26 protein-coding genes, 1 riboswitch and 1 other annotated feature are annotated in these 26,659 nt (G+C 39.5%); of the genes, 16 read left to right on the plus strand and 10 right to left on the minus strand.

All coding sequences use genetic code 11. The annotated features are described in order from the left end of the window. Positions 1 to 325 precede the first annotated feature (325 nt). From megL to EKM93_RS01685, 9 genes are all read left to right on the plus strand, one after another. Positions 326 to 1,507, plus strand: a complete 1,182-nt coding sequence (megL, locus tag EKM93_RS01645) for a methionine gamma-lyase (protein ID WP_125712416.1) — start codon at positions 326 to 328, stop codon at positions 1,505 to 1,507. A 35-nt stretch (positions 1,508 to 1,542) separates the two neighbouring features. Continuing rightward, entirely contained in the window at positions 1,543 to 2,898 is a 1,356-nt protein-coding gene (locus EKM93_RS01650; protein ID WP_125712418.1) for a Na+/H+ antiporter NhaC family protein, read from the plus strand. 27 nt (positions 2,899 to 2,925) lie between these two features. Continuing rightward, positions 2,926 to 3,849 carry an L-lactate dehydrogenase gene (locus EKM93_RS01655; protein WP_125712420.1) on the plus strand — a complete coding sequence of 308 codons (924 nt, stop codon included), beginning with the start codon at positions 2,926 to 2,928 and terminating at the stop codon, positions 3,847 to 3,849. A 470-nt stretch (positions 3,850 to 4,319) separates the two neighbouring features. Then, positions 4,320 to 4,664 (plus strand): PadR family transcriptional regulator, encoded by a 345-nt coding sequence (locus EKM93_RS01660; protein ID WP_125712422.1) that lies wholly within the window; start codon positions 4,320 to 4,322, stop codon positions 4,662 to 4,664. Beyond that, positions 4,654 to 5,289 carry a DUF1700 domain-containing protein gene (locus EKM93_RS01665; protein ID WP_164506960.1) on the plus strand — a complete coding sequence of 212 codons (636 nt, stop codon included), beginning with the start codon at positions 4,654 to 4,656 and terminating at the stop codon, positions 5,287 to 5,289. The genes EKM93_RS01660 and EKM93_RS01665 overlap by 11 nt, the downstream gene beginning before the upstream one ends. 2 nt (positions 5,290 to 5,291) lie before the next feature. Next, positions 5,292 to 6,185 carry a DUF4097 family beta strand repeat-containing protein gene (locus EKM93_RS01670; RefSeq protein ID WP_125712426.1) on the plus strand — a complete coding sequence of 298 codons (894 nt, stop codon included), beginning with the start codon at positions 5,292 to 5,294 and terminating at the stop codon, positions 6,183 to 6,185. Between the two features lie 37 nt (positions 6,186 to 6,222). After that, on the plus strand, positions 6,223 to 6,882 hold the full coding sequence (locus EKM93_RS01675; RefSeq protein WP_191988473.1) for a VTT domain-containing protein: 660 nt from the start codon (positions 6,223 to 6,225) through the stop codon (positions 6,880 to 6,882). A gap of 320 nt (positions 6,883 to 7,202) precedes the next feature. Beyond that, complete coding sequence (locus tag EKM93_RS01680; RefSeq protein ID WP_125712428.1) at positions 7,203 to 7,655, plus strand: DUF3955 domain-containing protein; 453 nt, start codon at positions 7,203 to 7,205, stop codon at positions 7,653 to 7,655. Between the two features lie 292 nt (positions 7,656 to 7,947). After that, complete coding sequence (locus tag EKM93_RS01685; RefSeq protein ID WP_125712430.1) at positions 7,948 to 9,048, plus strand: sortase domain-containing protein; 1,101 nt, start codon at positions 7,948 to 7,950, stop codon at positions 9,046 to 9,048. Positions 9,049 to 9,282: 234 nt separating this feature from the next. Here the strand turns inward: EKM93_RS01685 and EKM93_RS01690 are convergent, their stop codons facing one another. Continuing rightward, entirely contained in the window at positions 9,283 to 10,263 is a 981-nt protein-coding gene (locus EKM93_RS01690) for a Gfo/Idh/MocA family protein (protein WP_125712432.1), read from the minus strand. A 1-nt stretch (position 10,264) separates the two neighbouring features. Continuing rightward, entirely contained in the window at positions 10,265 to 10,927 is a 663-nt protein-coding gene (locus tag EKM93_RS01695; RefSeq protein ID WP_225423601.1) for a ribose-5-phosphate isomerase A, read from the minus strand. A 179-nt stretch (positions 10,928 to 11,106) separates the two neighbouring features. Here EKM93_RS01695 and EKM93_RS01700 point away from each other — a divergent pair, with 179 nt between their 5' ends. Continuing rightward, positions 11,107 to 11,949 carry a MurR/RpiR family transcriptional regulator gene (locus EKM93_RS01700; RefSeq protein ID WP_125712434.1) on the plus strand — a complete coding sequence of 281 codons (843 nt, stop codon included), beginning with the start codon at positions 11,107 to 11,109 and terminating at the stop codon, positions 11,947 to 11,949. A gap of 77 nt (positions 11,950 to 12,026) precedes the next feature. On the opposite strand, the gene EKM93_RS01705 is transcribed toward EKM93_RS01700, so the two are convergent. Together EKM93_RS01705 and EKM93_RS01710 are read right to left on the minus strand one after the other, a co-directional pair. Continuing rightward, positions 12,027 to 13,382, minus strand: coding sequence for a uracil-xanthine permease family protein (locus EKM93_RS01705; RefSeq protein ID WP_125712436.1), 1,356 nt, complete (start codon positions 13,380 to 13,382; stop codon positions 12,027 to 12,029). A gap of 846 nt (positions 13,383 to 14,228) precedes the next feature. Further along, the gene (locus tag EKM93_RS01710) at positions 14,229 to 15,695 is read right to left on the minus strand and encodes an NCS1 family nucleobase:cation symporter-1 (RefSeq protein ID WP_125712438.1); all 1,467 of its coding nucleotides are present in this window, start codon (positions 15,693 to 15,695) and stop codon (positions 14,229 to 14,231) included. Positions 15,696 to 15,836: 141 nt separating this feature from the next. Then, positions 15,837 to 15,933: riboswitch (purine riboswitch) on the plus strand. 70 nt (positions 15,934 to 16,003) lie between these two features. On the opposite strand from EKM93_RS01710, the gene EKM93_RS01715 reads away from it, so the two are divergent. Beyond that, positions 16,004 to 17,362, plus strand: a complete 1,359-nt coding sequence (locus tag EKM93_RS01715) for an 8-oxoguanine deaminase (RefSeq protein ID WP_125712440.1) — start codon at positions 16,004 to 16,006, stop codon at positions 17,360 to 17,362. 97 nt (positions 17,363 to 17,459) lie between these two features. After that, positions 17,460 to 18,425 (plus strand): glycoside hydrolase family 43 protein, encoded by a 966-nt coding sequence (locus tag EKM93_RS01720; protein ID WP_125712442.1) that lies wholly within the window; start codon positions 17,460 to 17,462, stop codon positions 18,423 to 18,425. On the opposite strand, the gene EKM93_RS01725 is transcribed toward EKM93_RS01720, so the two are convergent. Continuing rightward, entirely contained in the window at positions 18,422 to 19,009 is a 588-nt protein-coding gene (locus EKM93_RS01725) for a tyrosine-type recombinase/integrase (protein WP_125712444.1), read from the minus strand. The two genes, EKM93_RS01720 and EKM93_RS01725, sit on opposite strands and share 4 nt — an antisense overlap. A 214-nt stretch (positions 19,010 to 19,223) precedes the next feature. Between EKM93_RS01725 and EKM93_RS01730 the strand changes: the two genes are divergently transcribed. From EKM93_RS01730 to EKM93_RS01740, 3 genes are all read left to right on the plus strand, one after another. Further along, positions 19,224 to 19,619, plus strand: a complete 396-nt coding sequence (locus EKM93_RS01730) for an iron-sulfur cluster biosynthesis family protein (RefSeq protein ID WP_125712446.1) — start codon at positions 19,224 to 19,226, stop codon at positions 19,617 to 19,619. Positions 19,620 to 19,666: 47 nt separating this feature from the next. Further along, entirely contained in the window at positions 19,667 to 20,134 is a 468-nt protein-coding gene (locus EKM93_RS01735; RefSeq protein WP_125712448.1) for a hypothetical protein, read from the plus strand. Positions 20,135 to 20,274: 140 nt separating this feature from the next. Next, positions 20,275 to 20,493, plus strand: a binding site (T-box leader). A 105-nt stretch (positions 20,494 to 20,598) separates the two neighbouring features. After that, positions 20,599 to 21,897, plus strand: a complete 1,299-nt coding sequence (locus EKM93_RS01740) for an MFS transporter (RefSeq protein ID WP_125712450.1) — start codon at positions 20,599 to 20,601, stop codon at positions 21,895 to 21,897. Between the two features lie 51 nt (positions 21,898 to 21,948). Here the strand turns inward: EKM93_RS01740 and EKM93_RS01745 are convergent, their stop codons facing one another. After that, on the minus strand, positions 21,949 to 22,524 hold the full coding sequence (locus EKM93_RS01745) for an NADPH-dependent F420 reductase (RefSeq protein WP_125712452.1): 576 nt from the start codon (positions 22,522 to 22,524) through the stop codon (positions 21,949 to 21,951). Positions 22,525 to 22,741: 217 nt separating this feature from the next. Here EKM93_RS01745 and EKM93_RS01750 point away from each other — a divergent pair, with 217 nt between their 5' ends. Then, on the plus strand, positions 22,742 to 23,179 hold the full coding sequence (locus tag EKM93_RS01750) for an Rrf2 family transcriptional regulator (RefSeq protein WP_125712454.1): 438 nt from the start codon (positions 22,742 to 22,744) through the stop codon (positions 23,177 to 23,179). Positions 23,180 to 23,218: 39 nt separating this feature from the next. On the opposite strand, the gene cytX is transcribed toward EKM93_RS01750, so the two are convergent. The 4 genes from cytX to thiM are packed head-to-tail and all read right to left on the minus strand — an operon-like array spanning position 23,219 to position 26,652. Next, complete coding sequence (gene cytX, locus EKM93_RS01755) at positions 23,219 to 24,397, minus strand: putative hydroxymethylpyrimidine transporter CytX (RefSeq protein ID WP_125712456.1); 1,179 nt, start codon at positions 24,395 to 24,397, stop codon at positions 23,219 to 23,221. A gap of 3 nt (positions 24,398 to 24,400) precedes the next feature. Then, a complete protein-coding gene (thiE, locus tag EKM93_RS01760) occupies positions 24,401 to 25,051 on the minus strand; it encodes a thiamine phosphate synthase (protein ID WP_125712458.1) in 651 nt (216 codons plus the stop codon). Continuing rightward, positions 25,041 to 25,859 (minus strand): bifunctional hydroxymethylpyrimidine kinase/phosphomethylpyrimidine kinase, encoded by an 819-nt coding sequence (gene thiD, locus EKM93_RS01765; RefSeq protein WP_125712460.1) that lies wholly within the window; start codon positions 25,857 to 25,859, stop codon positions 25,041 to 25,043. Before thiD ends, thiE begins: the two co-directional genes overlap by 11 nt. Positions 25,860 to 25,863: 4 nt before the next feature. Then, positions 25,864 to 26,652 carry a hydroxyethylthiazole kinase gene (gene thiM / locus EKM93_RS01770; RefSeq protein ID WP_125712462.1) on the minus strand — a complete coding sequence of 263 codons (789 nt, stop codon included), beginning with the start codon at positions 26,650 to 26,652 and terminating at the stop codon, positions 25,864 to 25,866. Positions 26,653 to 26,659 lie beyond the last annotated feature (7 nt).

The raw sequence follows: 26,659 nt of genomic DNA on the forward strand, positions 1-26,659 counted from the left end.
ATTTTAAAATATCGGCTAAATAGGCAAAAATTTAAAAACAAAATTCACTAATTTAGCATTAATTAATCTCAGTAACGGTTAATAAAAAATTATCAGCAGATTGCGGTAATTATACGATTCTGTACCCATTTAATTAATACAGAAAATTGGATAGGTCCAAAAATAAATGAGAATCTAAGGTAAGTCCCTCATGAATTCTAAAGATTAAAGAACAAAAAACGCTATGTTATTTAAGATAGAAAGCGTTTACACGAACGATTTCGCAGTGTAATATAACAGGCGTACAAAGCAACACAAACTAAAATTTGTGAGAGGATGGTTTATTATGAACAAGGAATATGGTTTTGCAACAAAACAAATTCACGGGGGACACACGAAGAACTTACCAGGTGCTTTGACCAGCCCAATTTATCAATCATCCACTTTTGTTTTTGATAGTGCCCAACAAGGGGCTAAGCGATTTGCTGGCGAAGAAGATGGCTTTATTTATACACGTCTAGGTAATCCAACGGAAATGGAACTTGAAGAGAAATTAGCGGGTCTGGATAATGCGGAAGCTGGCGTTGTAACGGCTTCAGGGATGGGCGCAATTAGTTCTACAATGCATACTTTCTTAAAGGCCGGCGACCATATGATTGCTTCTAAAGTTGTTTATGGCTGTACACACTCGTTATTTGACGAAGGCTTGCGGCGCTATGATGTGGATGTGACCTTTGTAGATACAACGGATACAGCAGCGATTGAAGCAAATATTAAAGAAAATACAAGACTGATTTACATAGAAACACCAGCGAATCCAACTTTAGATATTTCAGATATTGGCGCGATTGCCAAAATCGCTAAAGCGCATGACTGCTTGTTTGTTGTGGACAATACATTTTGTACCCCATACATTCAACGACCAATTGATTTAGGCGCTGATTTAGTGGTTTATTCAGCAACGAAGTATTTGAATGGTCATGGGGATGTGGTAGCTGGTGCAGTTACTGGCCGTAAAGAATTGATTGATCAGATTCATATGGTGGGTATGAAAGATATGACGGGTTCAATTATTTCACCATTTGATGCCTTTTTAGTAAGTCGTGGGTTGAAGACGTTAGATATCCGGATGGAAAAACATGTGCAAAATGCCAAGAAGGTTGTCGCCTTTTTGGATGGGCATCCTAAGATTAGCAAAGTTTATTATCCAGGGCTCGAGAGTTTTAAAGGCCATGAAGTTGCTAAAAGACAAATGAACTTACCTGGGGCAATGATCTCATTTGAACTAAAAGACGGCCGAGCTGCCGGTGAAAAATTAATGGATGCGGTTGAATTATTGACACTTGCTGTAAGTTTAGGTGATGCAGAAACATTGATTGAACATCCTGCCAGCATGACACATGCGACTTATTCACCAGAAGCGCTACAAAAAGCGGGTATTTCTGAAGGTTTAGTCCGGTTATCAATTGGCTTAGAAGATGCCAAAGATCTGATTAATGATTTAGATCAAGCTTTAGCGCAACTTTAAGTGAGTTGCGATGATCTAAGAAAGTAGGCAAGTTTATGAAAAAGCAGGCGAATACGGATGAAGGCAATTTCATAGGGTTATTACCGCTCATTTTCTTCTTGGTTATTTATATTAGCTCGGGGTTAATTACTAAAAATTTTGACTCGTTACCTTTATTAGTAGCGATGATTATTGCATGTATGATTGCGTTTGCTTTAAAAGGCGATAATAAAGATGATAAATTTTCGGACAAATTGGTGGTCTTTTGTAAGGGGGCCGGCCAAGAAACGATGATTTTGATGATCGTGATCTTCATGCTAGCTGGTGCTTTTTACTATGTTACTAAGTCTATGCATGCAGTGGATGCGGTGACGAATATTGGTTTGACTTTTTTGCCCAGTAGTTTTTTAATCCCAGGTATTTTTGTTTTAGGCTGTGTTATCAGTTTTGCCATGGGGACGTCAATGGGGACGGTAGCAGCGTTGATGCCGATTGCGGCAAATATTGGGCAGATGGCAGATATTAGTTTGCCGCTGTTAGCAGGGGTCGTTGTTGGTGGCGCTATGTTCGGGGATGATTTATCTTTGATCTCAGCTTCAGCGATTATCTCAGCGAAAACACAGGATGTTACGATTTTTGAAAAATTCAAAACAAATGCGATTATCGTTGTGCCGGCTTTTGTATTAACAACGTTTTTGCTGACGTTTGTACAAGTCGGTAATGTGGATATTTTGAGCTTGGGGGCAATTAATTGGGTTAAAATATTGCCGTATGTTATTGTTATTGTGGCTTCCTTTATGAATATTAATGTGCTGATTGTCTTGATTTTGGGCATCGTTTCTGCGGTGGTCATTGGCTTGATTTATGGCGATTTCACGTTGATCCAGGCGATGAACTCGATTCATAAAGGGATGTTGTCGATGGCAGATGTTTCCTTTATTTCAATTGTCGTTGGGGGCCTGGCTCAGTTAATGCATCATATGGGTGGCATCCAATGGCTGTTGGCTAAAATCACTAAGCGGGCGAATGGTCCGGTAGGTGGGAAATTTTCCATTGCTTTCTTGATCTTACTATTGGATTTAATTACGACTAATAATACAGTTTCGATCATGATTGCTGGTCCAATTGCCAAAGACTTAGCAAAGACTTATGACATTTCACCTTCTTATACGGCCAGTATTTTAGATATTTTCTCTTGTGTTGGCCAAGGGATTATCCCATATGGGGCGCAGTTATTATTAGCGTCTTCGATTGTTGGTATTTCAGCGGCGTCAATTGTGCCGTATAGCTGGTATTGTATGGTACTGTTTGTTGTTTCCGTTATTTTCTTATTGACTAAGTTTTCGCCAAAGGAAAAGCGACCGGGTACAAAAAACGAAATCTTGGAACCGCAAAAATCGATTGGCAGTTAAACTATTATGGATTTGGAGCGTTAAACTATGAAAAAAGTTGCAGTTATCGGGATTGGCCATGTGGGAAGCACGGTTGCCTACACGTTGATTACCCGTCAGTTATGTGACACTTTAGTATTGTTTGATAAGAATGAAGCTTTGGTTGCCGCAGAAAAAAATGATTTGACTGATGGCCAAGTTGGCCGTAAGGGTCAAGTTAAAGTGATTGCCTCCGATTTAAGTCAGTTGGCCGATTGTGATTTAGTTATTTTTTCAGCAGGCGACATTTCTATTTTGCAACATAGCAATGATCGTTTTGATGAACTGAAATATACACGAACGACCGTGGAAGAATGGGCACCTAAATTGAAGGCAGCGGACTTTAAAGGTGTGTTGTTGAATATTACAAATCCATGTGATGTCATTACGCAGTATTTCCAAGAATTAACTGGTTTTCCGAAGCATCGGGTGATCGGCACGGGCACAACGCTAGATACTGCTCGAATGCAAGTGGCTGTGGGACAGCAGTTTAATGTGGATCCCAATACGGTTCATGGCTATGTGTTAGGCGAACATGGTAACTCACAATTTGTGGCTTGGTCTAGTGTGCGTTTGACAGATCAAGCGTTAACCGAGGTTTTGACGCCAGCGCAGTTGCAAGCTTTCGCAGATGGGGCCAAACAAAGTGCTTGGGATACGATTGGCGGTAAAGGCTATACATCTTATGGTATTGCCAATCAGGCTAATATTTGTGCAGAGGCTATTTTAAAAGATACGCGGCAGATTTTGCCAGTGTCTAATTATAGTGAAGCGGCTAATTGTTATGTGGGTCATCCAGCTGTTGTTACAGCAACTGGTGTCCGGGAAGACTATCATGTTGCTTTAAATGATCAAGAACAACATAATTGGGAAAGCTCTGCGGCTAAGGTCAAAGAGATGTATGCCAGTTTGAAGGAACCAGTTATGGAATAGATTATTAATTTGATCGGAGACTGAGTTGAAAGGGAACTTTTGACTTGGTCTTTTTTTATGGTCATTGATATGTTTGACTTGTGAGCGAAAACCGCTCACGGCAGTTTGATTTAGGTTGGGATTCTAAAACGCGTTCAGGGGCACTGACTTCTCACCTAACTACGCCTTACTCACAAGCCAAGTTCGGGCTTATATCGTAAGGCTAGGTTAGTGCTCGAGGCTTTCCCGCTCTAGTTCTCGCTCTGGGTCTTAAACGCGTTCACTAGAGCAAAGCTCTCACCTAACTACGCCTTACTTACAAGCCAAGTTCGGGCTTATATCGTAAGACTAGGTTAGTGCTCGAGGCTTTCCCGCTCTAGCTCACGCTCTGGGTCTTAGGTCTGATTTTTTAAATTTATGGGATATAGTATTGACCTTCATATTATATGACGTATAATATAGTTTGATAAATGATGTGAAAGGAGTATCCCATGAGTATTCAAATTAGTACGGAGCTATTGGATGGGGTTGTATTAGCGATTTTACGTCAAGAAGATATGTACGGTTATGCATTAACGCAGCGAATTCAAGAATCTTTGACTTTGTCACCGTCAACGCTGTATCCGGTGTTGCGACGTCTAAAGGCACAACACTGGTTAATCACTTACGATAAACCCTTTCAGGGCCGTAATCGTCGCTATTATCAAATTACACCGGCAGGACTGCAACAACTTGAAATAATTACACGGGAATGGGCTGGTTATAAACAGCGCTTAAATTACTTTTTTGAGCAGCCAGCACTACCTACGACTATGGAGGTAAATGATGACAATTGAAGCCTATTTAGATGAACTTCAGCGACAATTGGCACCTTTAGATGAAGATGAGCAAGCCGATGTTTTAGACTTTTACTTAGAATACATCGAGGATGCCAAGTTAACGACGGATGCTGAAGTTATTGCAAAGTTAGGAACACCACGGCAGTTAGCTCGTAAAATTTTAGCAGATCATTCTATTAAACAAAATGAAATTAATTCAGAATCTGGTAGACAGGTAACGCCAAAATCAAATATCTCAATGATTTGGGTAATTATTTTAGCGATTTTATCGACACCGGTGACAATCCCTATAAGTATCGTCATTTTATTGGTATTATTTGCATTTGTCATAACAGCTGTTATTATTATTGGTTCGATTTTAGCAACTCTAGCAGCACTTATCATCGGCGGTATTGTCTTGAGTGCTTTTTGCTTCTATATTGGTCTAGGTTTAATCTTGACCCACTTCTTTGTCGGTTTAAGTTATATGGGGCTGGGCTTAGTCGGTGTAGGGATTGTGTTTATCTTAATCCCGTTCATTCGTTTGATGGCTAAGGTTTTATTTCAAGCGATGGGCAACTTCTTTAGATATATCTACACTAAGTTTAATGACCGTCGAAATCGTCGACAGGGGGTGGCCTAATCATGAAACGTTTAGCTAAAGTAGGCGCTTTTGTGTTATTAGTCGGTATTTTCTTCAGTTTAGTTGGTTTTTCTAAAAAGGGGTTTCAAGATGTGGCGCTAGTTTCAGGTAAACCTAAAGTCATTGACCAGCAGAATAACACTAAGACAAAAACGTTACCTGCGTTTAAAAATATTCAATTAGATACAAGTGATTATTTAGTCAAAATCAAATCTGGTACGCGTTATCAAGTTAAGGTCAGCGGTGTAGATGCCACTTTGGCAACAACTAAAGTAACTAATGGTACATTGAGTGTAAAACAGCCCGCACGAACGACTTGGCCGGTGATTAGTTTCCATACTAATGATGAACCAGAAATCGAGATCACGGTACCTAAGACGGCTAAATTAACGGCGATTCAAAGTAGAAATAATGGTGGTTTACACTTAGCACAGGTGACTGTGAATAAGCTAATTGTAGATACGCGAAATAGTAATATTCGGATTTTTGATTCTAAGTTAACTGACAGCATTTCAATTTATACAACTAACGGGGATATTCAAGTTGAAAATAGTCAGCTGAACAATCCAATTATGACGGCAGACAGCGGCGATATTTCGTTAAAATTTGATACATTAACCGCAGGTACATTTAAGCTAAAAAATGGTGATTTTGAAGCGACAAATACAAGAACAACCGGTGTGACGACAATTACCAATCAAAGCGGTGATAATGAAATCAAAAATGCGGATAGGGCTATCGGTTATATTGTGAAGACGCAAGATGGTGATAATCAGCTTTTTGATCAAAAAACAGACGATGACGATTCAGATAATCCGGAGACTTTACAACATAATGAAACAGCAGCGGATAGAATTGAATTGACGAATACGTTTGGAGATAATATAATCTGGTAAGCAACAGAACAATGATGAATAGAAAGTAGGTCCTGTATTGACACAATTAATCGACTTTATTTTGCACATTGACCAACATTTAGTGACACTTGTAAATACGTTTGGGAATTGGTCATATGTCATCTTATTCTTGATGGTCTTTATCGAAACTGGTTTAGTCATCTTTCCGTTTCTACCTGGGGATTCTTTGTTATTTGCAGCAGCAGCGTTAGCCGCTAATCCGATGTATCATTTGAACAACGGCGTCTTATTCTTTGGTTTTTTGCTAGCTGCGGTTATTGGGGATACTGTCAATTATGAAATTGGGAAGCACTTAAGCGATCATGCTTTGGAGAGTAGCCGGTTCGGTCGACTGATTAATCGAGATAAATTAAAAGTCGCCGAGAATTTCTTCGATCGCCATGGTGGGAAAACCATTGCTTTGGCTCGGTTTGTGCCAATCGTTCGAACCTTTGCGCCTTTTGTTTCCGGCGGCAGTCATATGAATTATCGCCATTTCCTAATGTATAATTTCTTGGGCGGGTTAGCTTGGGTGACGTTATGCGTCGGTGGTGGTCATTTCTTCGGTAATATCTCGTTTGTGAAAGAGAATTTCTCGCTAGTAGCTATGGGTATTATTGCCATTTCATTATTGCCAATGCTCATTGTCTATTTGAAAAATAAATTTACGACTAAACCTGTTGGTATTGATGAATAATAAGAACTAAATAAATTTAGATAAAGCTCTGGGATCAGTAAGACGATTTCGGAGTTTTATTTTATTGCAATTAATAGTGAATTAACATTAATAAAATGATTGTTTATATTAACGCATTCATTAACTGAAATAATCAATTTTAGTAAATTCAATCGTGCAATACGTAATTGGTCTAATTTTCATTTTATCTGTAACGCCGTTATAACGTTGCTTGTGGGGCTAGCGTGTATTTAGCGGGATGCTCGAATTGCAAGCTAGCCTTTTGAAACCACTTTTTATATAGTGAAATTGCAATAGAAAACATAAGGAGATTCAACGATATGGACTTTGGGGCGCAAGTTAAAAAAATTCGGATAACCCATGAACTTACCCAAGCACAGATGGCGATACAGCTAAATGTGTCGCGGCAAACGATTTCTAGTTGGGAGAATAATCGTAATTTACCGGACTTAGAGATGGTTGTTCAAATTGCACAAACCTTTGGTCTATCTTTGGATCAACTTATTTTAGGAGATGCAGCGATGACAAAAAAATTGGTTAAAGATAGTAGTAATGTTCGGCGAGCACGTTTTAATATGATAAGTATTTTGTTGATAGTCATTGGACTTGGCTGCTTTTTAGCTAAGACGATCATTGGCTCAAGCCTTGATAGCAATGGAATTTTGCACGAGCCATTTTTTTTGATCCCGATTGGTTATTTATTTCTGGTCAGTGGAATTGTAGTTACTCTGATTAGTTTAGTGATTAAATATCTCAAAAAGCGACATTCGTAGTGATCTAACGGCAAAAAGGCAGTTAATATAAATAATATAATAAAAAATAACAAAATTAATGATCAAATAAATTTTGTTATTTTTTTGTAAAAAAGACTAATCAAATGGCTTTTTATCTGCTATAATCAGGTTAAACTTATTTAGTCAGTTTCAAAGTATGGTGCGATTTAAAATCGGACTATGCTTTGTTAGGGATACCTTTTAGAAAGGGTGGTGATGTGGCAATAAATCTTGTTTCACTAAAAATTGAATAGATATGTAGTCGTAGCTTACATATTAATGGGGGCGCATTATGAAATCTGACCTTGCAAAGGTGATTGGATTGGTAGTGGCTTCAGCCACTGCACTATCATTATCATCGGCAGTGATTTTAAATCAAGATACATCTGTCAAGGTAAGCCGAAACGACTCAACAAAAGTTGTTTCGGCCGCAACTTTACCAAGTGGGCAACGAACTTCGTTACTAAACAACCGTGTGGCGTTTAATTCGATGGATTTATTTACTTCATCGACAACGGAAACACAGAGTACGATGTTTAGTAACGGACAGAATTGGTTGAAATTAGGGTATAACCAATGGGAAGATACCACTTCGGAGCAGCAACCTGGTTACCAGGAAGTCGCGATTACGGACACGCAGCTGGAGATGTCTAGCGGTACTACCGCAGCAGTAGTGCAGGATGCTACCGCAGAGGCAAAGACACCGACGGTAATGACAACCCAGGCGCGAGAGGGACAAACGCAAACATCGACCGCCGCTGTTAACGTCATCAATAAATCGGCTGAAAATCAACCGGCTAGTGTTCAAGCAAGAACGACAGATCAACAGGTAGCTGCTGTAAGCCAAGCTAGTACTGCAAATCAAGCAGCCAGTACCTCGACAGCATATAACGGCCCGGCAACGGACACGTTAAAAATTGCGGGCTACACTGTAAGGTATCAAGATAACGTCGCAGACACACCTAATGTTAACGACGGATCGAATTATCGAGATACAGACTTACAAGGCTGGTTGAACAAGCAAACTGCTGGTGTTTGGAATATTAATGCCAACGCAAATAACCACATTAACGATCAGGCGGCACCGGAATTCTCGACCACAGATAACAAGAACAGTTACTTTATTGGTCATAATGTCGGCGCGTTTACACCCTTGATGAAGGTTAATGTGGGGAATATTATTACAGCTACAGATTCGAATAACAACACAAAAAATTACCAAATAGCTGCCATCTATCGACTTCCGGCATCCAATTCTGGTAATCAGTGGATTGACCTCGACACAGGTCAAAATGTTTTTGATAATCTGTATGCAGGTAATACTGAGAAAATTACGTTACAAACGTGTATTGATGAATATTCAATTCGAATCGTTGTTGCAAATGGGATCTAAATCACTCGGCAAAGTGATTTGAATCTTCGCTAACTTTTAGGATCCGACCCAACTGGCATTGGGTTTGTTTCTTACAGTTAGTATAATATCAGATTATTTTAAAAATAGATTTCAACTTTGAATAAGATTTCTATTCAAATCTGACATAACCCTATATATCAACGTTTATAAGCCCTAATTTAGGCAAAAAAGACAGGATAATCGGCAAATTATCCTGTCTTTTTTTGTGATTGCTTATTCAAAGGGAAATTTTAGGCCCCAAGCATTACGAATACTGCCTAGTAAATGACTAACATCATGGGAAAGTTGTAATTCACCGTTGTCGTGACCAGCAAGAACATAATCTTGCATGTGCTGTACTTCATAAACCAATGCCTCGCTGGATTTACCAGCGGTTAATTGTTGTGTGGTCTCACCATGCGCATCGCTTGTATAAGTGACTGTCGCTTGATCGGCCCTTGGGTAATTAGAAATTTCCACGTAGCCTTTAGTGCCCGCAATCACACCTCTTTTTGGCTGTTTGGCTCTAAAGGAGAGTGCCATAACGGCCATTTGCTCTTGATCATTTTTTAAAATAATACCAGATTGTTCATCAACGCCAGTTTCCGTAAACTTGGCAGTAGTTAGTAAAACGTTTGGTTGAGTGTTCAAAAAATAACGAGCAAAGGCGGTGGCATAACCGCCGATATCTAAAAGTGCACCACCAGCTAAGTCTTTATTGAAGAAACGGTTTGTCATGTCATCAGCTTTTAAGCTTCCAAAATTGACTTGAACTAAATTAATTGTGCCTAATTGACCGCTGGTGATGAGTTCTTTAACCATTGGATAAATAGGCATGTGATAAATTGTAAAGCCTTCCATAAGCAATAAACCCTTATCTTGGGCTAATTTCTGCACTTCATCAAATTGGCGTTCGTTAACTGTAATCGCTTTTTCAGCAAGAACATGTTTGCCGGCGTTTAAAGCTTGTTTAATGAATTCATAGTGGGTTGTATGGGGCGTTGCAATATAGACGATATCAATTTTAGGATCAGCAATCAAAGCCTCAGCGTTTGCAAAAGTATGTTGAATCTGTTTTTCGGCCGCAAAGCGTTGTAACTTTTCTTGGTTAACCCCAGTTACACCGTATATTTCACCGTTAACGGTATTTAAAGCATCTGCCATTTCGTGGGCAATCCAACCAGTACCAATCATACCCCAGTTTAATTTTGTCATTTTAAGCACCCCTTTTTAAAATTTTAATCGTTTTTTCAGGCGTTTCAATTAAGAGTTTTGTTGCTAAATTTTCAAAATAAGAAGTTCCAACAACACCGTTAAGTTGCCGTAATTGTTGGTCTAAATTGTGAATTTCATGCCAGTCTTGACTAAAACAATCAAGCAGCTGATTACCATGGGCACTGCGGGTATAGCCCATAAAATTTGTGGCTAAACGTCGTTGAACGGTTAAATTCAGCTGCTGGGCAGCCGTGATAACCTGGGGCACAGCTTCGTCAATGACTTCTAAAGTTAGTGGAAATTTTGAATTCAATGTTTTTGTCACTTTGTCACTTTGCGTCATAATGATATATTCGTCAGAAGCTTGAGCATAAATTTTTTCCAGTGTATGGATACCACCGTTGCTTTTTAATAAATTCAAATTTTGATCAGCTGAATCACAACCATCAAAAGCTAAATCAATTGTTGTCCAATTGGCAACGATTGGTAGGCCAATACTTTGACAGTAATCGCGGGTTAATTCAGAAGGGGTACAGAGTTGTACTGGTAAATTAGGTGTTGCCTGGATTAATTCAGCTAAGGCTTGTACATGGCTGCCGCCACCGAGACTAACGGTCATACCTGGCTTAATTAAGTTTAATGCGGTTGTTAAAACTGAAGACACGACAGATCATCCTTTCAAAAAATGAGTTTATTTGGAAATTTATTTTCATTAAAAATATAAAACAGAAATTAACTTTCGTCAAGCTGAAAATTAAGCTATAATTTAGAAAGTGAATCGATTATAATCGCAAGTAGATGATTTTCTTAGTATTAAAAATGGCGAGAATTTTGAGGTGGCTTATGAACGACGAGCAAAATATTGTTGATTTATTATACAGTAAAGCGCATTCAATGACAGGATCAGATCAAAAAATTGCAGCGGTAATCTTAAAAGACCCGGCTAAAATTGTGAATTTTACGATTTCAGAATTATCTAGGGCAGCTGGTGTCAGCGATGCTTCGGTTTCTAGATTTTGTAAAAATTTGAATTTGTCCGGTTTTCATCAGTTAAAAATTCAATTGGCAACGGTAGCGGCTGACAAATATAGTTATTACCAGAATTTAAAGCCTGATGATTTGCAACAGTCTTTACAAAATATTACTGCTAATAAAGTGGCCGAATTAGAAAATACGTTAACCAAAGTGCCAACAGCGACCATTAAACAAATTTTACAAGCTTTAAAAAAGGCGCAGGTGGTTCAAATTGCGGCTGCCGGAGATACGTATCCAGTGGCCGCAGATGCGGTTTATAAGTTCAACCAGCTAGGTATTTTTGCAATTGCGGCCGAGTCTTGGGAAACGGCCATTGCACAAACAATGAATTTGCCAAAGCAAGCCGTCTTACTTGTAATTTCTAACTCTGGGGAAACAAAAAGCTTATTACAGCAGATCAAAATTGCACAACAACGGGGGATTTTGGTGATTGCAATTACCAATCGGGGGGATGCACCGATCAGCTTGCAGGCGGATTTGCAGTTTACCATTGCCGTTCGTCAGCAGGTGCTGCAGTCAGAATATTTCTTTTCTAGGGTGGCTGCAATGACGGCAATAGAAGCTTTGTTTTTACTGTTAATTACGGAAGATAAAACGTATTTAGATCACATTAAGGCCCATGAAGACTTGGTGGCTGAAACAAAAATTTAAACAAAAAAAGGCCAGTTACAAGATAATTTCAAGTAACTGGTCTTTCTATATTAATCTTTCAAACAGAAATACTGGTCTTAAGCTTCAGCAGTTTCTGTAGCGGCTTCTTTTTTATCTTCAGGGAAAAGTAAGTTTGCAAGGATACCGATGAAAGTAGTTGCAGCGATACTATCTTCAAAGACAAATTTTAACCAAGTAGGTAAGCCGGAAATAGCTTCGGCGTTACCGCCTAAACCAATACCTAAGGCAATTGTGATCCCGATAACTAAGACGTTACGTTCACTAAAGCCAGCTTGTGCTAACATTTTAACCCCGTTGATCAAGATCATAGCAAATACTGAGATTAAAGCCCCACCTAAAACGGCAGATGGGATAGAAGCAAAGACAGCACCAAGTTTAGGTAAGAAACCACAAATAACAAGAACGGCAGCACCCATAGAGATACACCATTTGTTAATAACTTTAGTCATTGAAACGATACCAACGTTTTGACCAAAGGCAGTTTGTGGCATAGAACCAAAGATAGAAGCAACGGCACAACCGATAGAATCGGCTAAAACAGAACCAGATGTTTCTTTTTCATTGGCAGTACGGTTGAAGGTTGCAATCGTGATACCAGAAGTGTTCCCGATCGTTTCCATTGCGATTGTGATGTAAATTGCGATAAAGCTAATAATGGTTTTTGTATCAAAAGTTGGAATGAAATGGAAAGGTAACGGAACGTTAACCCAAGAAGCTGATCCAACTGATGCAAAACTAACTTTGCCGAAGAACAAAGCCAATACATAACCAAATACTAAACCAAATAATAATGCGGCAGTTTTAATAACGCCTTTACCAAAACGTTGTAAAACAGCAACACAGATGAAAGTTGCAAAGGCAATCGTCAAGTTTTGCCAAGAACCATAGTCTGAAGCACCAGTACCACCGGCGAAATAATCACGACCAACGGCCAATAAGTTAATCCCAATAGCGATTAAAGTACAACCGATAACTAATGGAGTGAAGAAACGTTTTAAGTATTTGTAGAAAATACCGATCAAACCTTCAACCACACTACCGACTAATGCGCCCCCCAAAACGGCTGGAACGCCACCGACAGCAGCTGCTGCGGAAGCCGTTGGAACGAATGCAAAACTGGTCCCCATGACAATTGGTAGGCCAGAACCAAGCTGGAACTTCCCAATTTTGATAGGATATAATTGCAGGAATGTTGTTAAACCGGAAATTAACATCCCGGCTTGAACCATAACAACGGTTTGCGCCGGTGTTGCTTTAGCGACAGCGGCAATAATTAACATTGGTGCCAAGTTCCCGGCAAACATTGCCAAGACGTGTTGCATGCCTAAAGGAAAGGCGATTGAAAATTTGGGTCTGCCTTCCAGTTGATAGACCAGATCTTTATCTGCTACTACTTTGTTATCCTTACTCATCTAGTAAATCCTCCATTCGATTCTTCTAGGATACGTAAGTTGACTAGCCATCAATCCCCCAGATGGATCTGGCAACTAAGGAGGGGATTGGGAAGTTTGCGCCGTTAAGCGCGTTTAAATTTTCATTAGTGGTATGTATACGCTTCCAAAAATTTAAATAGATATACGTTAATCTTTAGTATGAACTCAGCTATCAATTGAGCCAATACCCTTACATGATTAATGTTTGCTTCCACAAAGCTATAAGTCAGCCTAAATATCAAGAAATTACAACATTTAAAAAATGCTGGCCAAGATTAGATACACAAGTATTTTATACATGATTGCAGATCAATGTGATTAAATTTTCTTATGTATTAACTTCTTGTTGTCAAGCAACTTTGCTCAGTGTTTAGTGAAAAACACTGGGTGGATCCAAGAGTCTTAATCAATCAATTATCTAAATAGTCATGGGCTTGATAGCGCGCTGTTTACTGATTTAGATAACCGCAAAGATACATATAAATCATCACCCCGTTTGTACATTTTTATTATATTATTGTGAAGATAATAACTACTATCATGATATACCATGAAACTCGGAATTACAATTAAATTTTGTTTGGAAAAATAATTTTTTTTAGTAGTGTACTTGATATATATTAAAGACTATAGAATTTATACTTAGTTCAAAAATATATAAATTATTAAATAACCTAACACTAAAGAATAATGAATTGCCATTTAAAGGTTTATTAGAGATTTCAAAACAATTTTAATTGCTATTTAAATTAATAAGCACTCGTTTAAAACATTCAAAAATTTACATTTTATTCCATTTTTAAATAAATCGGGGGGAAGCAGGACTTAATCCAGCGCTTCAGCATCAATAGGTTTTTGAAATTTACTAATCACGTAATAAAGAATGGCGGATAAGAGCACGCCGAGAATATAAGAACTATCATAAATAGCATGCAAGCTTGGCACAAATTTACCAATCAAGACAAAAATTGTGGTCAAAATTAAAACAACAACCCCACTGACGTTCCAGCCATTGGTGTAATAGTACTGACCGCCATCTTTACGATACAAATCAACCAGATTAATCGGTTGTTTTAAAGTTCGAGCGTACATCACCATATAAATACCGGTCATTGGCCCTAAGACAGTGGCGACCGTATTAATAAAATTGTAATAACTGTCAGGATTTTTGATAATTGCCCAAGGCCGCGTCACGACCCCAATTAAACCAACCGCCAAGATCGCATATTTATATTTTACGATTTTACCCCAAAGCGAAGAAAAAACAATCCCAGCGGGAATTAGATTACCGGCTACATTGGTTGTTAAAACAGCCATCAAAATGACCAATGAAAAAATGATAACAACCACTGGGTTATCAAATTTGCTGACCAAAGTAGCTGGTTCCCAAATGGCTGTCCCAAAAGCAATTTGAGAGCCAACGGAGCCGAAAATACTTACTAAAACGATAAATAAAGTGGTGAATGGCGAACCAACAAGTTGGCCGATAATTTGATCTTTTTGAGATTTTGCATGCCGGGTGAAATCAGACATGTTTAAAGCAATCGTACTGTCAAAGGCGATCATGGAGGTTAGTGCTGGCCAAAAAGCATGCCAGAAATTACCGCCATTACCTTGCGCCACCGGATTTTTAAACACGTTAAAGAAGCCATTTGCTTTAGCACTGCCCCAAAAAATTACAATAAAGCATAAGGCGATTAGGACGACGGCTAAATAATTTTCAATAAACTTGATGAATCCAGAGCCTTTAAGACCAATGATGATGTTTAAAATTAAAAATAAGCCAAAAGAAAGATACACGTTGACACTAAGGTCGGCAAAGCCGGGAATTAAAACGGATAAGATTGAATTAACCGCGGTGCCTCCAATCCAGCACTGAATACCAAACCAAAAACAGCCTAAAATACCTCGAACGAGGGTAGGAAATACATTGCCTTTAGGTCCGAAAGCAAATTTAGACAATAACGGAAAGTTGGTGCCATACTTTGTCCCAAAGTGGCCTAATAAAACTGCTGGGACCATAACGATGGTATGACCTAAAACAACGGTGAATAACGCTTGCCACCAGTTCATACCGTTGGATAATAGCCCGCTGGCCAACATGTAGACTGGAATGGAGATAATAATCCCTACCCAAAGTGACGCAAAGGCATAGGTGTTCCAAGTTCGCTGCTCAAAAGCATAGGGTTGGGTTTGGTCGCTATAAACATTACCTGGATATTTTTTAATTTCGGCCAAGCCCGCCGGCGTAAGTTCGACAACGCCATGATTTGATTTTTGGAAAACTGTCATTTTACAAACCTCGAATTATAAAGTTAAGCACTTGTGAAGCGCTTACAACAAACGATTTTACGGATCTTTCAGATTTTCGTCAAATTGCTAAAAATTAAAATTTGATTGACAAAGCCTAAGTGAATTGGTTATGATGCTTGTAATTAATACATAAATTATACTCATATAAGCCTATGATATGGATAGACGTTTCTACCAACTGCCGAACAAGTTGACTATGAGTTACTCTTAATCGAGTAGCTTTTCAATTTGTCCGGCAGTTTTTTTATAGCTTAGCGCAGACTAAAAACTTGCTGGGAGGCACTACTATGACAACCTTATTGATCAAAAATGCCCAAACAATTGTAACTTGTGATACCCAAGATCGTGTTTTAAAAGATGTGAACTTATGGATTCAAGACGGGGTCATTCAATACATCGGCTCGGATGAAAAACCAGCCGATAAGACGATTGATGCCAGTCATCATTTGGTTTATCCCGGACTGGTGAATACCCACCATCATCTTTATCAAACGTTCACCCGAAACTTGCCGGAAGTCCAGAATATGGAATTATTTGACTGGTTAAATACGTTATATGAAATTTGGAAAAATTTGGATCAAAAAGTCGTCTATTACAGTACCGTAACCGGTCTAGGCGAACTACTAAAAAGTGGCTGTACAACAGCGTTTGATCATCACTATGTTTTCCCTAAAGGGGCGGAAACGGGTCTGTTAGAAGCGCAGTTCAAAGGGGCGGATGATTTAGGCATTCGTTTGCATGCTTCTAGAGGGAGCATGAGTCTCAGTAAAAAAGACGGCGGTCTGCCACCAGACAGCGTCGTCCAAGAAGTGGATGCTATTTTAGAAGATTCCCAGCGCATTGTGGAAAAATTCCATGATCCAAAACCATTTTCAAAACATCAAATTGTACTGGCCCCTTGTTCGCCATTTAGTGTCACTAGCGATTTGATGCGAGAAACTGCTAAATTAGCCCGTCAGTTGGGCGTCCGGCTACACACACACTTGGCAGAAACTAAAGATGAAGAAAATTTTGTTTTAGAAAACTTTGGTATGCGGCCGTTAGCTTACATGGATTCTTTAGGCTGGACAGGTAAAGATGTGTGGTATGCCCACGGGATTCATTTTAACCAAGAAGAGTTGGCCTTTTTAGCTGAAACACAGACTGGGGTGGCGCATTGCCCGATTTCAAATATGAAATTAGCCTCAGGGATTTGTCAAATTCCAGAAATGTTAAAACTAGGGGTACCTGTAGGCCTTGGGGTAGATGGCAGTGCCAGTAACGATGCCTCTAATCTGCTGGAAGACTTGCGAGTTGGCTTTTTATTACAGCGTTTGAATGCCAGTAATGCGGCGCCAACGGGCTATGATTTCTTGAAAATGGCAACGAATGGTAGTGCTAAACTATTGGGTAGAGACGATATTGGTGCTTTAGAAGTTGGTAAAGCCGGGGATCTATTTATGATCGATACACGGCAAATCGGCTTAGTAGGCACCCTGCAGGATCCTAAGGCTGTTTTAGGGACGGTAGGGTATTTAAGTGCGGTAGATTATACCATTGTTGACGGGGATGTGGTCGTGGAACACGGCGAATTAACCCATTTGGACGAGCAAAAATTTGTAGCCGATGCCAATCAATTGCAACGAGAATTTTTGATGAGAAATTAGTTTAGTTAATTGATGTCATCATTTTTATAATAAAAACTGGTGTGTCCATGATAAAAAGCTTAGAATAGACTGTAAGTATCTATCGGGAGGGATTATCATGCATCAAAAATGGCAACACTGGTTTTGGCTGGTGGCTTTAGCTGCTGGCATCTTATTTAGTACAACTTTAATAAAAGCACATACCGTTAACGCGGCTGACGAAGTGACCGATCACTATTTATTAGTTTATTTTAAATCACCAAGTTATACGCCTAACGATCAAAAAGTTTATTTTGCGGTTAGTGATGATGGTTTGCATTATCAGGAATTAAATCACGGGCAGCCAGCGATTAAAAGTGAGAACGTTTTGAGAGATCCGTTTATAGTACGGCAAGCGGATAATCAAGGCTTTTATATTTTAGCATCTTCGGTGGGGACAAAAGTTTTCCCAACGCCATATTCAATGTTTGTCTATCATAGTTCAGATTTATTGAATTGGACTGATCAAAGAGTGGCCGTAACCGATACAGATACTACTCGGATTTGGGCACCAGAAGCGGTGTATGATGCAGCGATCAACGGCTATAAGATGTATTGGACACAGCCGACAGATACGAAGTTCATTGTTCAAACGGCCAATACGAATGATTTTCAAACGTATTCTGTACCGCAAACTTATGTAGCTGGGGATACAAGTCGACTAGATACCACATTAATCAAAAATGGCGATCATTATTTACGGTTTACAAAAAATGAAGCGACCAGCCAAGTCTATGAAGAACGGGTAGCTGATTTAACAACGTCAGAAGGTAAAGCAATTACCAGTCCGTTGTTAAATAATTTAACCGGTGTGGAAGGCCCAATTGCTTATCAATTATATGGTCAAAATAAATGGATTTTACTGTTAGACCACTATAATGCGGGGGGTTATGAACCCGTAATGACAACGGATATTGACCATGGGAACTTCCAAAAATTGGCCACAGATCAGTATCGTTTACCAGCTGATGCCCGACATGGCTCTGTTTTAACGATCACTAAGTCAGAGTATGATCGGTTAATTAATCATTACGGTATTGACTAAAGACCTAATTTAAATTTATCCAAAGATTCATTGATTTCATCTTCGGTAATCCCAATGTAACGCTTGGTGATTTGTTGAGAACTATGGTTAAAAATTGTCATTAAAGTTGCAATATCATGGGTTTGACGATAATAATGGTACCCAAATGTCTTACGCATCGTGTGGGTGCCAAAGTCATCTCGGTCCATTTGACGCCCTAATTTTTGCATAATTTGGTAAACACCATTTACTTTAATATGATAGTTTTTAAATTTATTGCTTTGAAACAAATAGTCATTATCTTGTTTATCTTTGATAAAATCATCAATCAGGTCACTCAAATTACTAACGTTGAGTGTCCTTTTTTTATGGGTTTTTTGTTCCACGATAACGGGATGTTTTGTGTTACGGAATTCACCTACTGTGCGGACCACCAAATCACTAGCCCGCAGACCGGTATTGATCCCCATCAAAAAAAGTAAGACATCCCGCTGGCCATGTTTGTTTTTAGATAATAAAAAGCGGGCAATTTCAATATCTGATTTTTTTCGAATGGGCTGTACATTAAGACGTTCACCTTTGTTGGTATTATGCGGTTGAGACATGGGGTAACTTCCTTTCAGTAATTAATACACGTTTTAAAAAATACCGTGTATTATAGGATGACCCTATTATACGGGAGTTTAGGGTAAGAATACAAGATGAAGTTTAGCTGTGTGCGCGGATATAAAATTATTTATATTAACGCATTCGAAATATCTATCAACCACAATCGCCAAACCAATACAAAACTATTATAATAGCTTTGAGGTGAAGATTATGTCAAAAATTATAATTACAGCTGCTATGTTGCAGCAATTAACTGATAAACAGCTTCAAGATAAGCATTTACTACTAATTACAGAAGATGCTGGTGGCCGCTATTCCCAGTCTGGTGGGGCTTGCAGTATTGGTTCAAACTTTGCATTAATTGAATTAGCACAGCCGGATCCAGAATATAATGTGCCTTTAGCGAATGATGCCGGAATAGATTTAAAAACTTCAGATTATGATCTGACTTTTTTAGGCCCGGGCTTAAAATTAGATTACTTGAATTATCAAATCGTTTTACGGGATGATTCAGGTTTATTAGATAGCGCCGTGATGGTTGCCAAAGGCGCAGATATTGTGGCAAAATTCAAAGCCGGTTTTAATGGGCCATCAAAACCTTGCTAAAGCTTAAAAAATGACTATTGTGTCATAGATATGAGAGGACGTCACTAGTGGCTAAGAAAAAACGTAGTAAACTCAAAGTTAAAGAAATTTCCGTCAAGCGCGTCGAGCATCTTCAGAGTCCCGATAAGAATCCTTTTGGACTTTTACCAGCTTATATAACGAATATGAAAATAAATGTACAGCGACAAAAGCTTGAGACCGACCCGGACCAAAACTTGATTACCATTCATGATGCGGTAGCGGATACTGATACAGATCGGCGCCAGTTCAAACAGTTTTTGACGTTGATCTATATTGTGATCCAAAAAGTTTATAAAGATGAAGTTAACGATCATTATTTTGCCCCTGTCGGTCAGCAATCTTTTAAAGAAACCTCCTTTTTTGAAATTAATTTTGCTGGACCAAATCAAGGCGATATTCAGATTCACTTTGAATTTGCACAAGAATATGCTGCTTTTTTACAAGTTTTACAAAGTTATCAAGAAACAATTGCCATTGATCCTAAAAATAAATGATTTTTAGATATGCGGAAAGCCGTTGAATTGGTCTTTTGATCAATACAGCGGTTTTTTAATTTGGTTAAACCAAATTGATGAATAAGCAGCTTGACTTTTATAAAAATTGCAGTATTATTATAAATATATTAAATATTAATTATAAAACGTTGATAGAAAGAGTAAGTGACTGTATTTTTCCAGCGAGTCTTGGAAGGGTGGAACAAGACAAAATATGGGTGCTGAAGTAAATTCTAGAGTTTTGCAGTGGAAGCTGCTGGGACCGACCACTATATCGGCACGTGTTGTTTGACGCGGTTGAGGCTGAATTTTTTCAGTAAATTAAGGTGGTACCACGCTAATTATTTAACGTCCTTTGACAATTATGTCGAAGGGCGTTTTTTTGTTTAAAAAAGGGGGCATGCATAAATAAAAATAATTTAAATTAAAAAATGTGATTATGATTAAAATAGGAGTGTGTGACTATGGAAAGTAGTTTTAAATTGCAAAATCGTTTGGATAGCGCTAAAGAAACCCCGTTGTTTTACAAAGTCTTTGGTTTGATTGCCGGAGGGATGATTTTAGATGCTGGGGATGTTTACATGGCCAGTGCAGTAAATACGGATTTATTGAGTACTAAGTTCGCCACGATGCTGCAAAGTTCGATGTTTTTATCTGCAGGTTTTTTAGGTCTGTTCGTGGGTTCCATCGCTGCCGGGATTATCGGTGATTTTTATGGCCGTAAAAAAGCTTATCAGATTAACTTGCTATTATTTGGATTATTTACCTTAATCGGTGGCTTTATGCCGACAATGCCATTATTAATTATTACGCGCTTTATTGCGGCTTGTGGTTTAGGTGCAGAAATCGTTACCGGCTATGCATTAGTTAATGAATTTGCTCCTGTTAAAACTCGGGGGCGTTGGTGCGGGGCTTGTGCGGTTATCGCCAATATGGGGGCACCATTAGCGCTATTAGCCGCAACATTGATGATTCCTAACTTAGGCTGGCGGTCGATGTTCTTTTTAATTGGTGCCTTGGCCTTATTGCTTTGGGTCTTGCGCCGGCATTTCCCAGAATCTCCCCGTTGGTTAATCACCCAAAAACGTTTTACTGAAGCTGAAAAAATTATTACAGAACTTGAGGCCAATGGATCCTATGATGCGGCAGACTTTGAGCTAACTCAAGCCGATGGTCAAAATGTGGTTACTGAACGTAAAAGTCGGGGGCTATTTGTGGCAATTGTCACGGTATCGGCGATCATGCTTGCCCAATATACATTCACTTCCTGGGTACCTACTTTATTAGTCAAAAAAGGGATTAACGTCGTCCATTCTTTGAGTTTTTCAACGATTATGATGATTGGGGCACCAGTAGGGGCTTTAATTGGGGCTTTACTCATTGATCATCTCGGTCGCAAAAAAATCATTGTGCCTGCGTTTATCATGGCTGCAATCTTAGGGCTAATTTATGCACAACAAACGACGAATGCAGGTGTCTTAATTGTCGGTTTCTTGCTCACAATGATGTTTTACGTTTTGATGGGTTCTGCAGTAGGGGTCTATATTTCTGAACTCTTCACTACAAGTTTTCGCTTTAGAGGCGCCGGTATTGCCAATGGGGTTGCCAAATTACTAACTGTTTTAACCCCTTATTTGGCGGCTTGGGCAATTTCTAATTTTTCCGCAAACTTGATCTTTTATTTCATTGCTATTTTGACGTTAATTGCAGCGATTGTGGTGGGCCTGTTCGGACCTGAAACTAAGCAAAAAATTATTGGGTAAAAAAATCCAGTTAAACGATGACAACATCGTCTAACTGGATTTTTTAATTATTTATTTTAAGACGGCGAAACCGCCAGTCCAACCTATTTTTTCTTTTGCAGCTAAAGTCATTTGTAAGAAGCCAAAACTTTCTAATTCGCGGGCGCGTTTTAAAGCACCGGCATCAATCACCGCCACGCCGCTATTGGCCAAAGCAGCGATAAAAGTCTGTTTAGCAGCGTCGTCATCCCCGGCGGCTAAAACCGTTGTCTGGGCCTGATCACTGACTTGATGACTTTTTAATGTTGCTGCAAAGGTTGTATTAAATGCTTTAATAACTTTTGAGTCTGGTAATAACTTCGCAACTTCTGCGGCTGCAGAACTATCTGCTGGTACAACGAGGCTATCCCAAGTTTCAAAATCTAAAGGATTAGAAATATCGACAACAATCTTGTCGGCAAAAGCAGCTTGGTTAGCTTTAGCAATGGCCAAGGCTGCATTATAAGGAACAGCCAAAATAATGATGGTCCCTAAATCTATCACTGGATCATCATGCTGAATATAAGTTACTCGATTACCGCCCTGAACAAATAGATCGCCAATCGCTTGGCCCATATTGCCTTTACCAAAAACTGTAATTGCTGTCATAAAAAAACCTCCTAAATTTGTATTACTTTTAAGTACAAATTAAACTTACACCGATTTATTTTAATTGTCAATAGAATCATCAAATTTTTATAGAATGAATTCTTACTTTGATGCAATACTTGTAGATTGAGAGAAAACTATTTGTCAATAATTTAGACTGTCTTTTTTTACAAAATTGTTATAGAATAAAGTACAAAAACAAATTAGGAGGTAACTTATGGCGAATACACAATTCAGCGACACAATTCACGTATTGGCTTATATTGCCTACTTTCAAGGTAAAAAGATAACGAGTCAAGAAATTGCAAGCAGCTTGGAAACTTCTCCCAGTTTAATTCGTAAAATTATGGCGAATTTAAAGCGCAGTCAATTGTTGATCCCTAAGCAAGGGCCGACAAAACTGGCCTTAACCCGAGCGCCTTCTGAGATAACGCTTCGTGATATTTATAATAGCTTAGGAGACATCCCGCCGCTTTTGAATGTGGATCAAAATACCTCACAAAAATGTCCAGTGGGCTATGCCGTCCCTAAAATTTTGAATCATTACTATAGCGAGGTTCAAGCTGCTGCGGAGGCTAAAATGGCTAAGATTTCCTTGCAAGATATCTTAAATGACATCGCATTGATGACCCGGTTGACTGAGGATAAAAAATAAAAAGTTAGGCCGTTATTGACCTAACTTGTTTAATTAAATTCATTTTTCAGATAATGTCATAACGCGTTTGCTGATAAATTGTAGCAGGAGGGTTATACCACCTAATAGTAGTGCCAACAATAAAGTCGTCCCGCCAGGAAAATCAATTTTTTGCAGTTGATAATAGCCTAAAATACCTAGAAGCCAAAGGGCAAAATTGACAACTTTAGGGGTATTCGTATTTTTAGACCAATATGTCACAAAAACGATGGTATATAACGGTGTAAAGACAGAACCGATGAAATACAAGAAGTTTTCATAAACCGACATGGCTAAGACAATCGCAATCACGAAACCGATCATCGTAATTAGAATCGCCAAATATTTCACGTGTTTCACTGGCCAAATATTTTTAAAATTGATGGCCGCTGAATACGCATCTAAATAAGTGGTGGTGACGGTTGAAAAAACGATAATTAATAAGGCGATCAAGCCTAAACTGGATTGTGCCAGCCAAGTGTTAAAATCACTGTACCCCGTAACAAGAACGCTTAACAGCCCAATTGTAAACATCACTAAACTACCAATGAAGTACCCGCCTGCACTGAGCATCGCCCACTTAAAGGGCTTCTTTGTTTTGGCGGTATAATCCCCAATTAAGGGTAGCCAAGAAAGGGCCATCGTCACATTTAATTCTACCGCTGTCCCAAAGCTCATTTTGCCTAAAGGGGTTGTCCCGGTGATGGTCTTAGTCTGGAACATGACCACAATCATCAAAATAACGCCCACGATCAAAGCGAGCACAATTGTATTGTTAAGTTTTGCAAAGGTTGTAGGTTTTACCAGCAGCCAAATAATAATTAAACCGGCCACAATCGCAGCCATTAAAGGCATATTTTTGATATGGAATAGGCGCTGGCTCAAGCCGGACATGGCTAATGCCGCATTAACAAGCATTACCGCTGTCCAACCGATAAGCTGCAAGCCGTTAAGCAGTGAGAATAATTTCACACCGCCGTTGCCAAAAGTCCCCACTGTTGATTCAATAGCGGTTTTTTGCTGTCTAGCTGCAATATACCCAGCCGGTAATAAGAATAAAAAGCAACCGATAAGATGGCCTAAAATAATTGCAAATAAGCCTTGCCCCAGGCCTAAAGGTGCAATCATCGCTCCGGTGACAATCTCAGTAATTGAAATTGCCGCCCCTAACCAAAGTAAAAATTGACTGGTTTTTTTCAAAAATCAAACCTCCCGTTGATAATGGGCTAAGAGTTGCGTTAGCGTTTGGGTTAAATCCGGGCTTTGTGTAAATAAGGTAATCCCAGAAATTCCTGCAGCACCCGCCTTTAAAACCTGTGCGGTATTTTCTAATGTAATCCCGCCAATCGCGACAACTGGATAGGTACTAAGGGTAGTCAATTGTCTTAGTTGGGTTAACCCGATATTTTCAGCGTCCGCCTTAGAAACCGTGGGAAAAACGGCACCACAGCCTAAATAATCGATCCCGGTGAGTTGATTAGCATGATTGACCTGCCCGCTAGTTTCACAAGAATAGCCCACAATGAGCCGCTGATGCGCTTGTTTCAAAACTGTTTCAATCGGTTGATCCTTTTGGCCCACATGAACCCCATCTGCACCAACTTCTAACGCTAAGGCCACATCGTCGTCAATAATAAAAGGGACTTGGTATTGTGCGGTCAGCTGGCGGCAAGCTTTAGCCAGTGTCACCAATGTTTGGCGATCATTCACCGCAGCAGGGCCTTTTTCCCGTAGTTGAAACGTGGTAATGCCAGCTTCTAAGGCCTTTTTTAAGAAAGGCAATAATTGCTGATCGGGTAAATCTTGAGTACCAGCAATGGCATATGCTTGTAAATCACGGGTTTTAAAATTCATGATGGCGTGCCTCGTAAGCCCAATGATTCAACGGACCATGTCCATGCCCAACCACAATACCATCTTGAATTGCAGCTTCCACAAAAGCTTTGCCAATCCGAATGGCCTCAGCCATTGGCGTGCCTTTTGCCAACTCAGCCGTAATACAAGCAGACAACGTATCACCAGTGCCATGGGTATTGATCGTGTCAATTCTTGGGGACGTCAGCCAAAAATTAGAGCCGTCTTCCAGTAATACAAAATCATTACTTTCAGCATTGTCATTAAAATGACCACCTTTAATGATGACATTTTTAACACCAATTTGTTGTAACGCCTTGGCAGCTTGAGCCATGTCGGCTTCTGTATGAATCGTTGCACCTGTTAATTTTTCAGCCTCTGGTAAATTAGGGGTTGCTAATGTAGCTAGAGGTAACAACAAGTCACGCACGGTGGCCACTGCAGCCTCGCTAAGCAGTGGTGCACCGCCTTTAGCAATCATTACCGGATCAACAGTAAGCGGGCCTAAGTCATACTTTTTTAAATTACGGACAACAGCAGTAACTTGATCAACATCTGCTAACATCCCGGTTTTGCAGGCCTTAATCTCTAGGTCCGCCGCAACTGAGGCGAATTGGGCATCAATCATTGCAGCGGATAAAGGCAACGCCTGCTGAACGCCCAGTGTATTTTGAGCCGTAATTGCTACTAAAACAGTTGCCGCAAAAACATGCCGTTGTTGAATAGTTTTTAAATCTGCCTGCATACCAGCACCGCCACCGCTATCGGATCCAGCAATTGAAAGTGCCTGGGGGAATTGTTTTGTCATAGTATTACCTCGTTTTTAGAATTTTTTTAATTTTATCAGGGGTCAACCGACTTAAAGTATCTAACAAACGAATACTAAACGTGCCAGTTGCGTTATCCCCAACGTTTTCAGATGTAATTTCTCCAGCACAGGCAAGGACGCCGCAGCCGATCTGAGCCGCTTCATCATAGTTATCTGTAATTCCAGAAAAAGCGCCGATAATGCTGGATAATAAATCTCCAGAGCCCACAACTGCTGGCAACAGGGTGGTATTGTTTAAGACTAACGTCACGTTATCTTCGGTGGCGATGTAATCGGTTTCTCCGCTTAAAACTACGGTGCAATGATATTTTTGAGCACAAGTTTTAGCAATATTTGCTAAGTCACCTGCACCTTCACCGGCATCAATCCCCTTAGCCTGCCAGTCTACACCGGCCAGTGCAGCAATTTCACCGCTATTACCACGAATAATGGCAATTGGAAATTCTTTTAAAAGGCGTAGTGCCGTCATTAACCGATAGGCTGTAGCCCCAGCGGCGACAGGATCTAGAATAATTGGTTTATTTGCCTTGGCAGCACTTTGGCATAACGCCCAGACTAATGGTTCATGTTGCTGATTAATTGTGCCCAGATTGATCACTAAAGCTGAAGCAATACGCAATAAATCCTCGGTTTCAGTGGCTTCTTGCGTCATGATTGGTGAAGCACCCAATGCGTTTAGGCCATTAGCCACAAAATTAGGTGTTACAAAATTGGCATAGTTTACCACAACGGGTTGGGTAGCTTGTAATTCTGTCAATAATGATAGATCCATAATAACC

This window comes from Agrilactobacillus yilanensis, from assembly GCF_003946725.1.
GTDB lineage: Bacteria > Bacillota > Bacilli > Lactobacillales > Lactobacillaceae > Agrilactobacillus > Agrilactobacillus yilanensis.

Excerpts from the sequence above, each read along its gene's own strand:
- EKM93_RS01680 (WP_125712428.1), top strand. The coding sequence starts at position 7,203 with ATGGACTTTGGGGCGCAAGTTAAAAAAATTCGGATAACCCATGAACTT.
- megL (WP_125712416.1), top strand. The coding sequence starts at position 326 with ATGAACAAGGAATATGGTTTTGCAACAAAACAAATTCACGGGGGACAC.
- EKM93_RS01660 (WP_125712422.1), top strand. The coding sequence starts at position 4,320 with ATGAGTATTCAAATTAGTACGGAGCTATTGGATGGGGTTGTATTAGCG.
- EKM93_RS01690 (WP_125712432.1), bottom strand. The coding sequence starts at position 10,263 with ATGACAAAATTAAACTGGGGTATGATTGGTACTGGTTGGATTGCCCAC.
- EKM93_RS01670 (WP_125712426.1), top strand. The coding sequence starts at position 5,292 with ATGAAACGTTTAGCTAAAGTAGGCGCTTTTGTGTTATTAGTCGGTATT.
- EKM93_RS01745 (WP_125712452.1), bottom strand. The coding sequence starts at position 22,524 with ATGACAGCAATTACAGTTTTTGGTAAAGGCAATATGGGCCAAGCGATT.
- EKM93_RS01665 (WP_164506960.1), top strand. The coding sequence starts at position 4,654 with ATGACAATTGAAGCCTATTTAGATGAACTTCAGCGACAATTGGCACCT.
- EKM93_RS01710 (WP_125712438.1), bottom strand. The coding sequence starts at position 15,695 with ATGACAGTTTTCCAAAAATCAAATCATGGCGTTGTCGAACTTACGCCG.
- EKM93_RS01650 (WP_125712418.1), top strand. The coding sequence starts at position 1,543 with ATGAAAAAGCAGGCGAATACGGATGAAGGCAATTTCATAGGGTTATTA.
- thiM (WP_125712462.1), bottom strand. The coding sequence starts at position 26,652 with ATGGATCTATCATTATTGACAGAATTACAAGCTACCCAACCCGTTGTG.
- EKM93_RS01730 (WP_125712446.1), top strand. The coding sequence starts at position 19,224 with ATGTCAAAAATTATAATTACAGCTGCTATGTTGCAGCAATTAACTGAT.
- thiE (WP_125712458.1), bottom strand. The coding sequence starts at position 25,051 with ATGAATTTTAAAACCCGTGATTTACAAGCATATGCCATTGCTGGTACT.
- EKM93_RS01705 (WP_125712436.1), bottom strand. The coding sequence starts at position 13,382 with ATGAGTAAGGATAACAAAGTAGTAGCAGATAAAGATCTGGTCTATCAA.
- EKM93_RS01750 (WP_125712454.1), top strand. The coding sequence starts at position 22,742 with ATGGCGAATACACAATTCAGCGACACAATTCACGTATTGGCTTATATT.
- EKM93_RS01700 (WP_125712434.1), top strand. The coding sequence starts at position 11,107 with ATGAACGACGAGCAAAATATTGTTGATTTATTATACAGTAAAGCGCAT.
- EKM93_RS01740 (WP_125712450.1), top strand. The coding sequence starts at position 20,599 with ATGGAAAGTAGTTTTAAATTGCAAAATCGTTTGGATAGCGCTAAAGAA.
- EKM93_RS01655 (WP_125712420.1), top strand. The coding sequence starts at position 2,926 with ATGAAAAAAGTTGCAGTTATCGGGATTGGCCATGTGGGAAGCACGGTT.
- thiD (WP_125712460.1), bottom strand. The coding sequence starts at position 25,859 with ATGACAAAACAATTCCCCCAGGCACTTTCAATTGCTGGATCCGATAGC.
- EKM93_RS01725 (WP_125712444.1), bottom strand. The coding sequence starts at position 19,009 with ATGTCTCAACCGCATAATACCAACAAAGGTGAACGTCTTAATGTACAG.
- EKM93_RS01685 (WP_125712430.1), top strand. The coding sequence starts at position 7,948 with ATGAAATCTGACCTTGCAAAGGTGATTGGATTGGTAGTGGCTTCAGCC.
- EKM93_RS01715 (WP_125712440.1), top strand. The coding sequence starts at position 16,004 with ATGACAACCTTATTGATCAAAAATGCCCAAACAATTGTAACTTGTGAT.
- EKM93_RS01720 (WP_125712442.1), top strand. The coding sequence starts at position 17,460 with ATGCATCAAAAATGGCAACACTGGTTTTGGCTGGTGGCTTTAGCTGCT.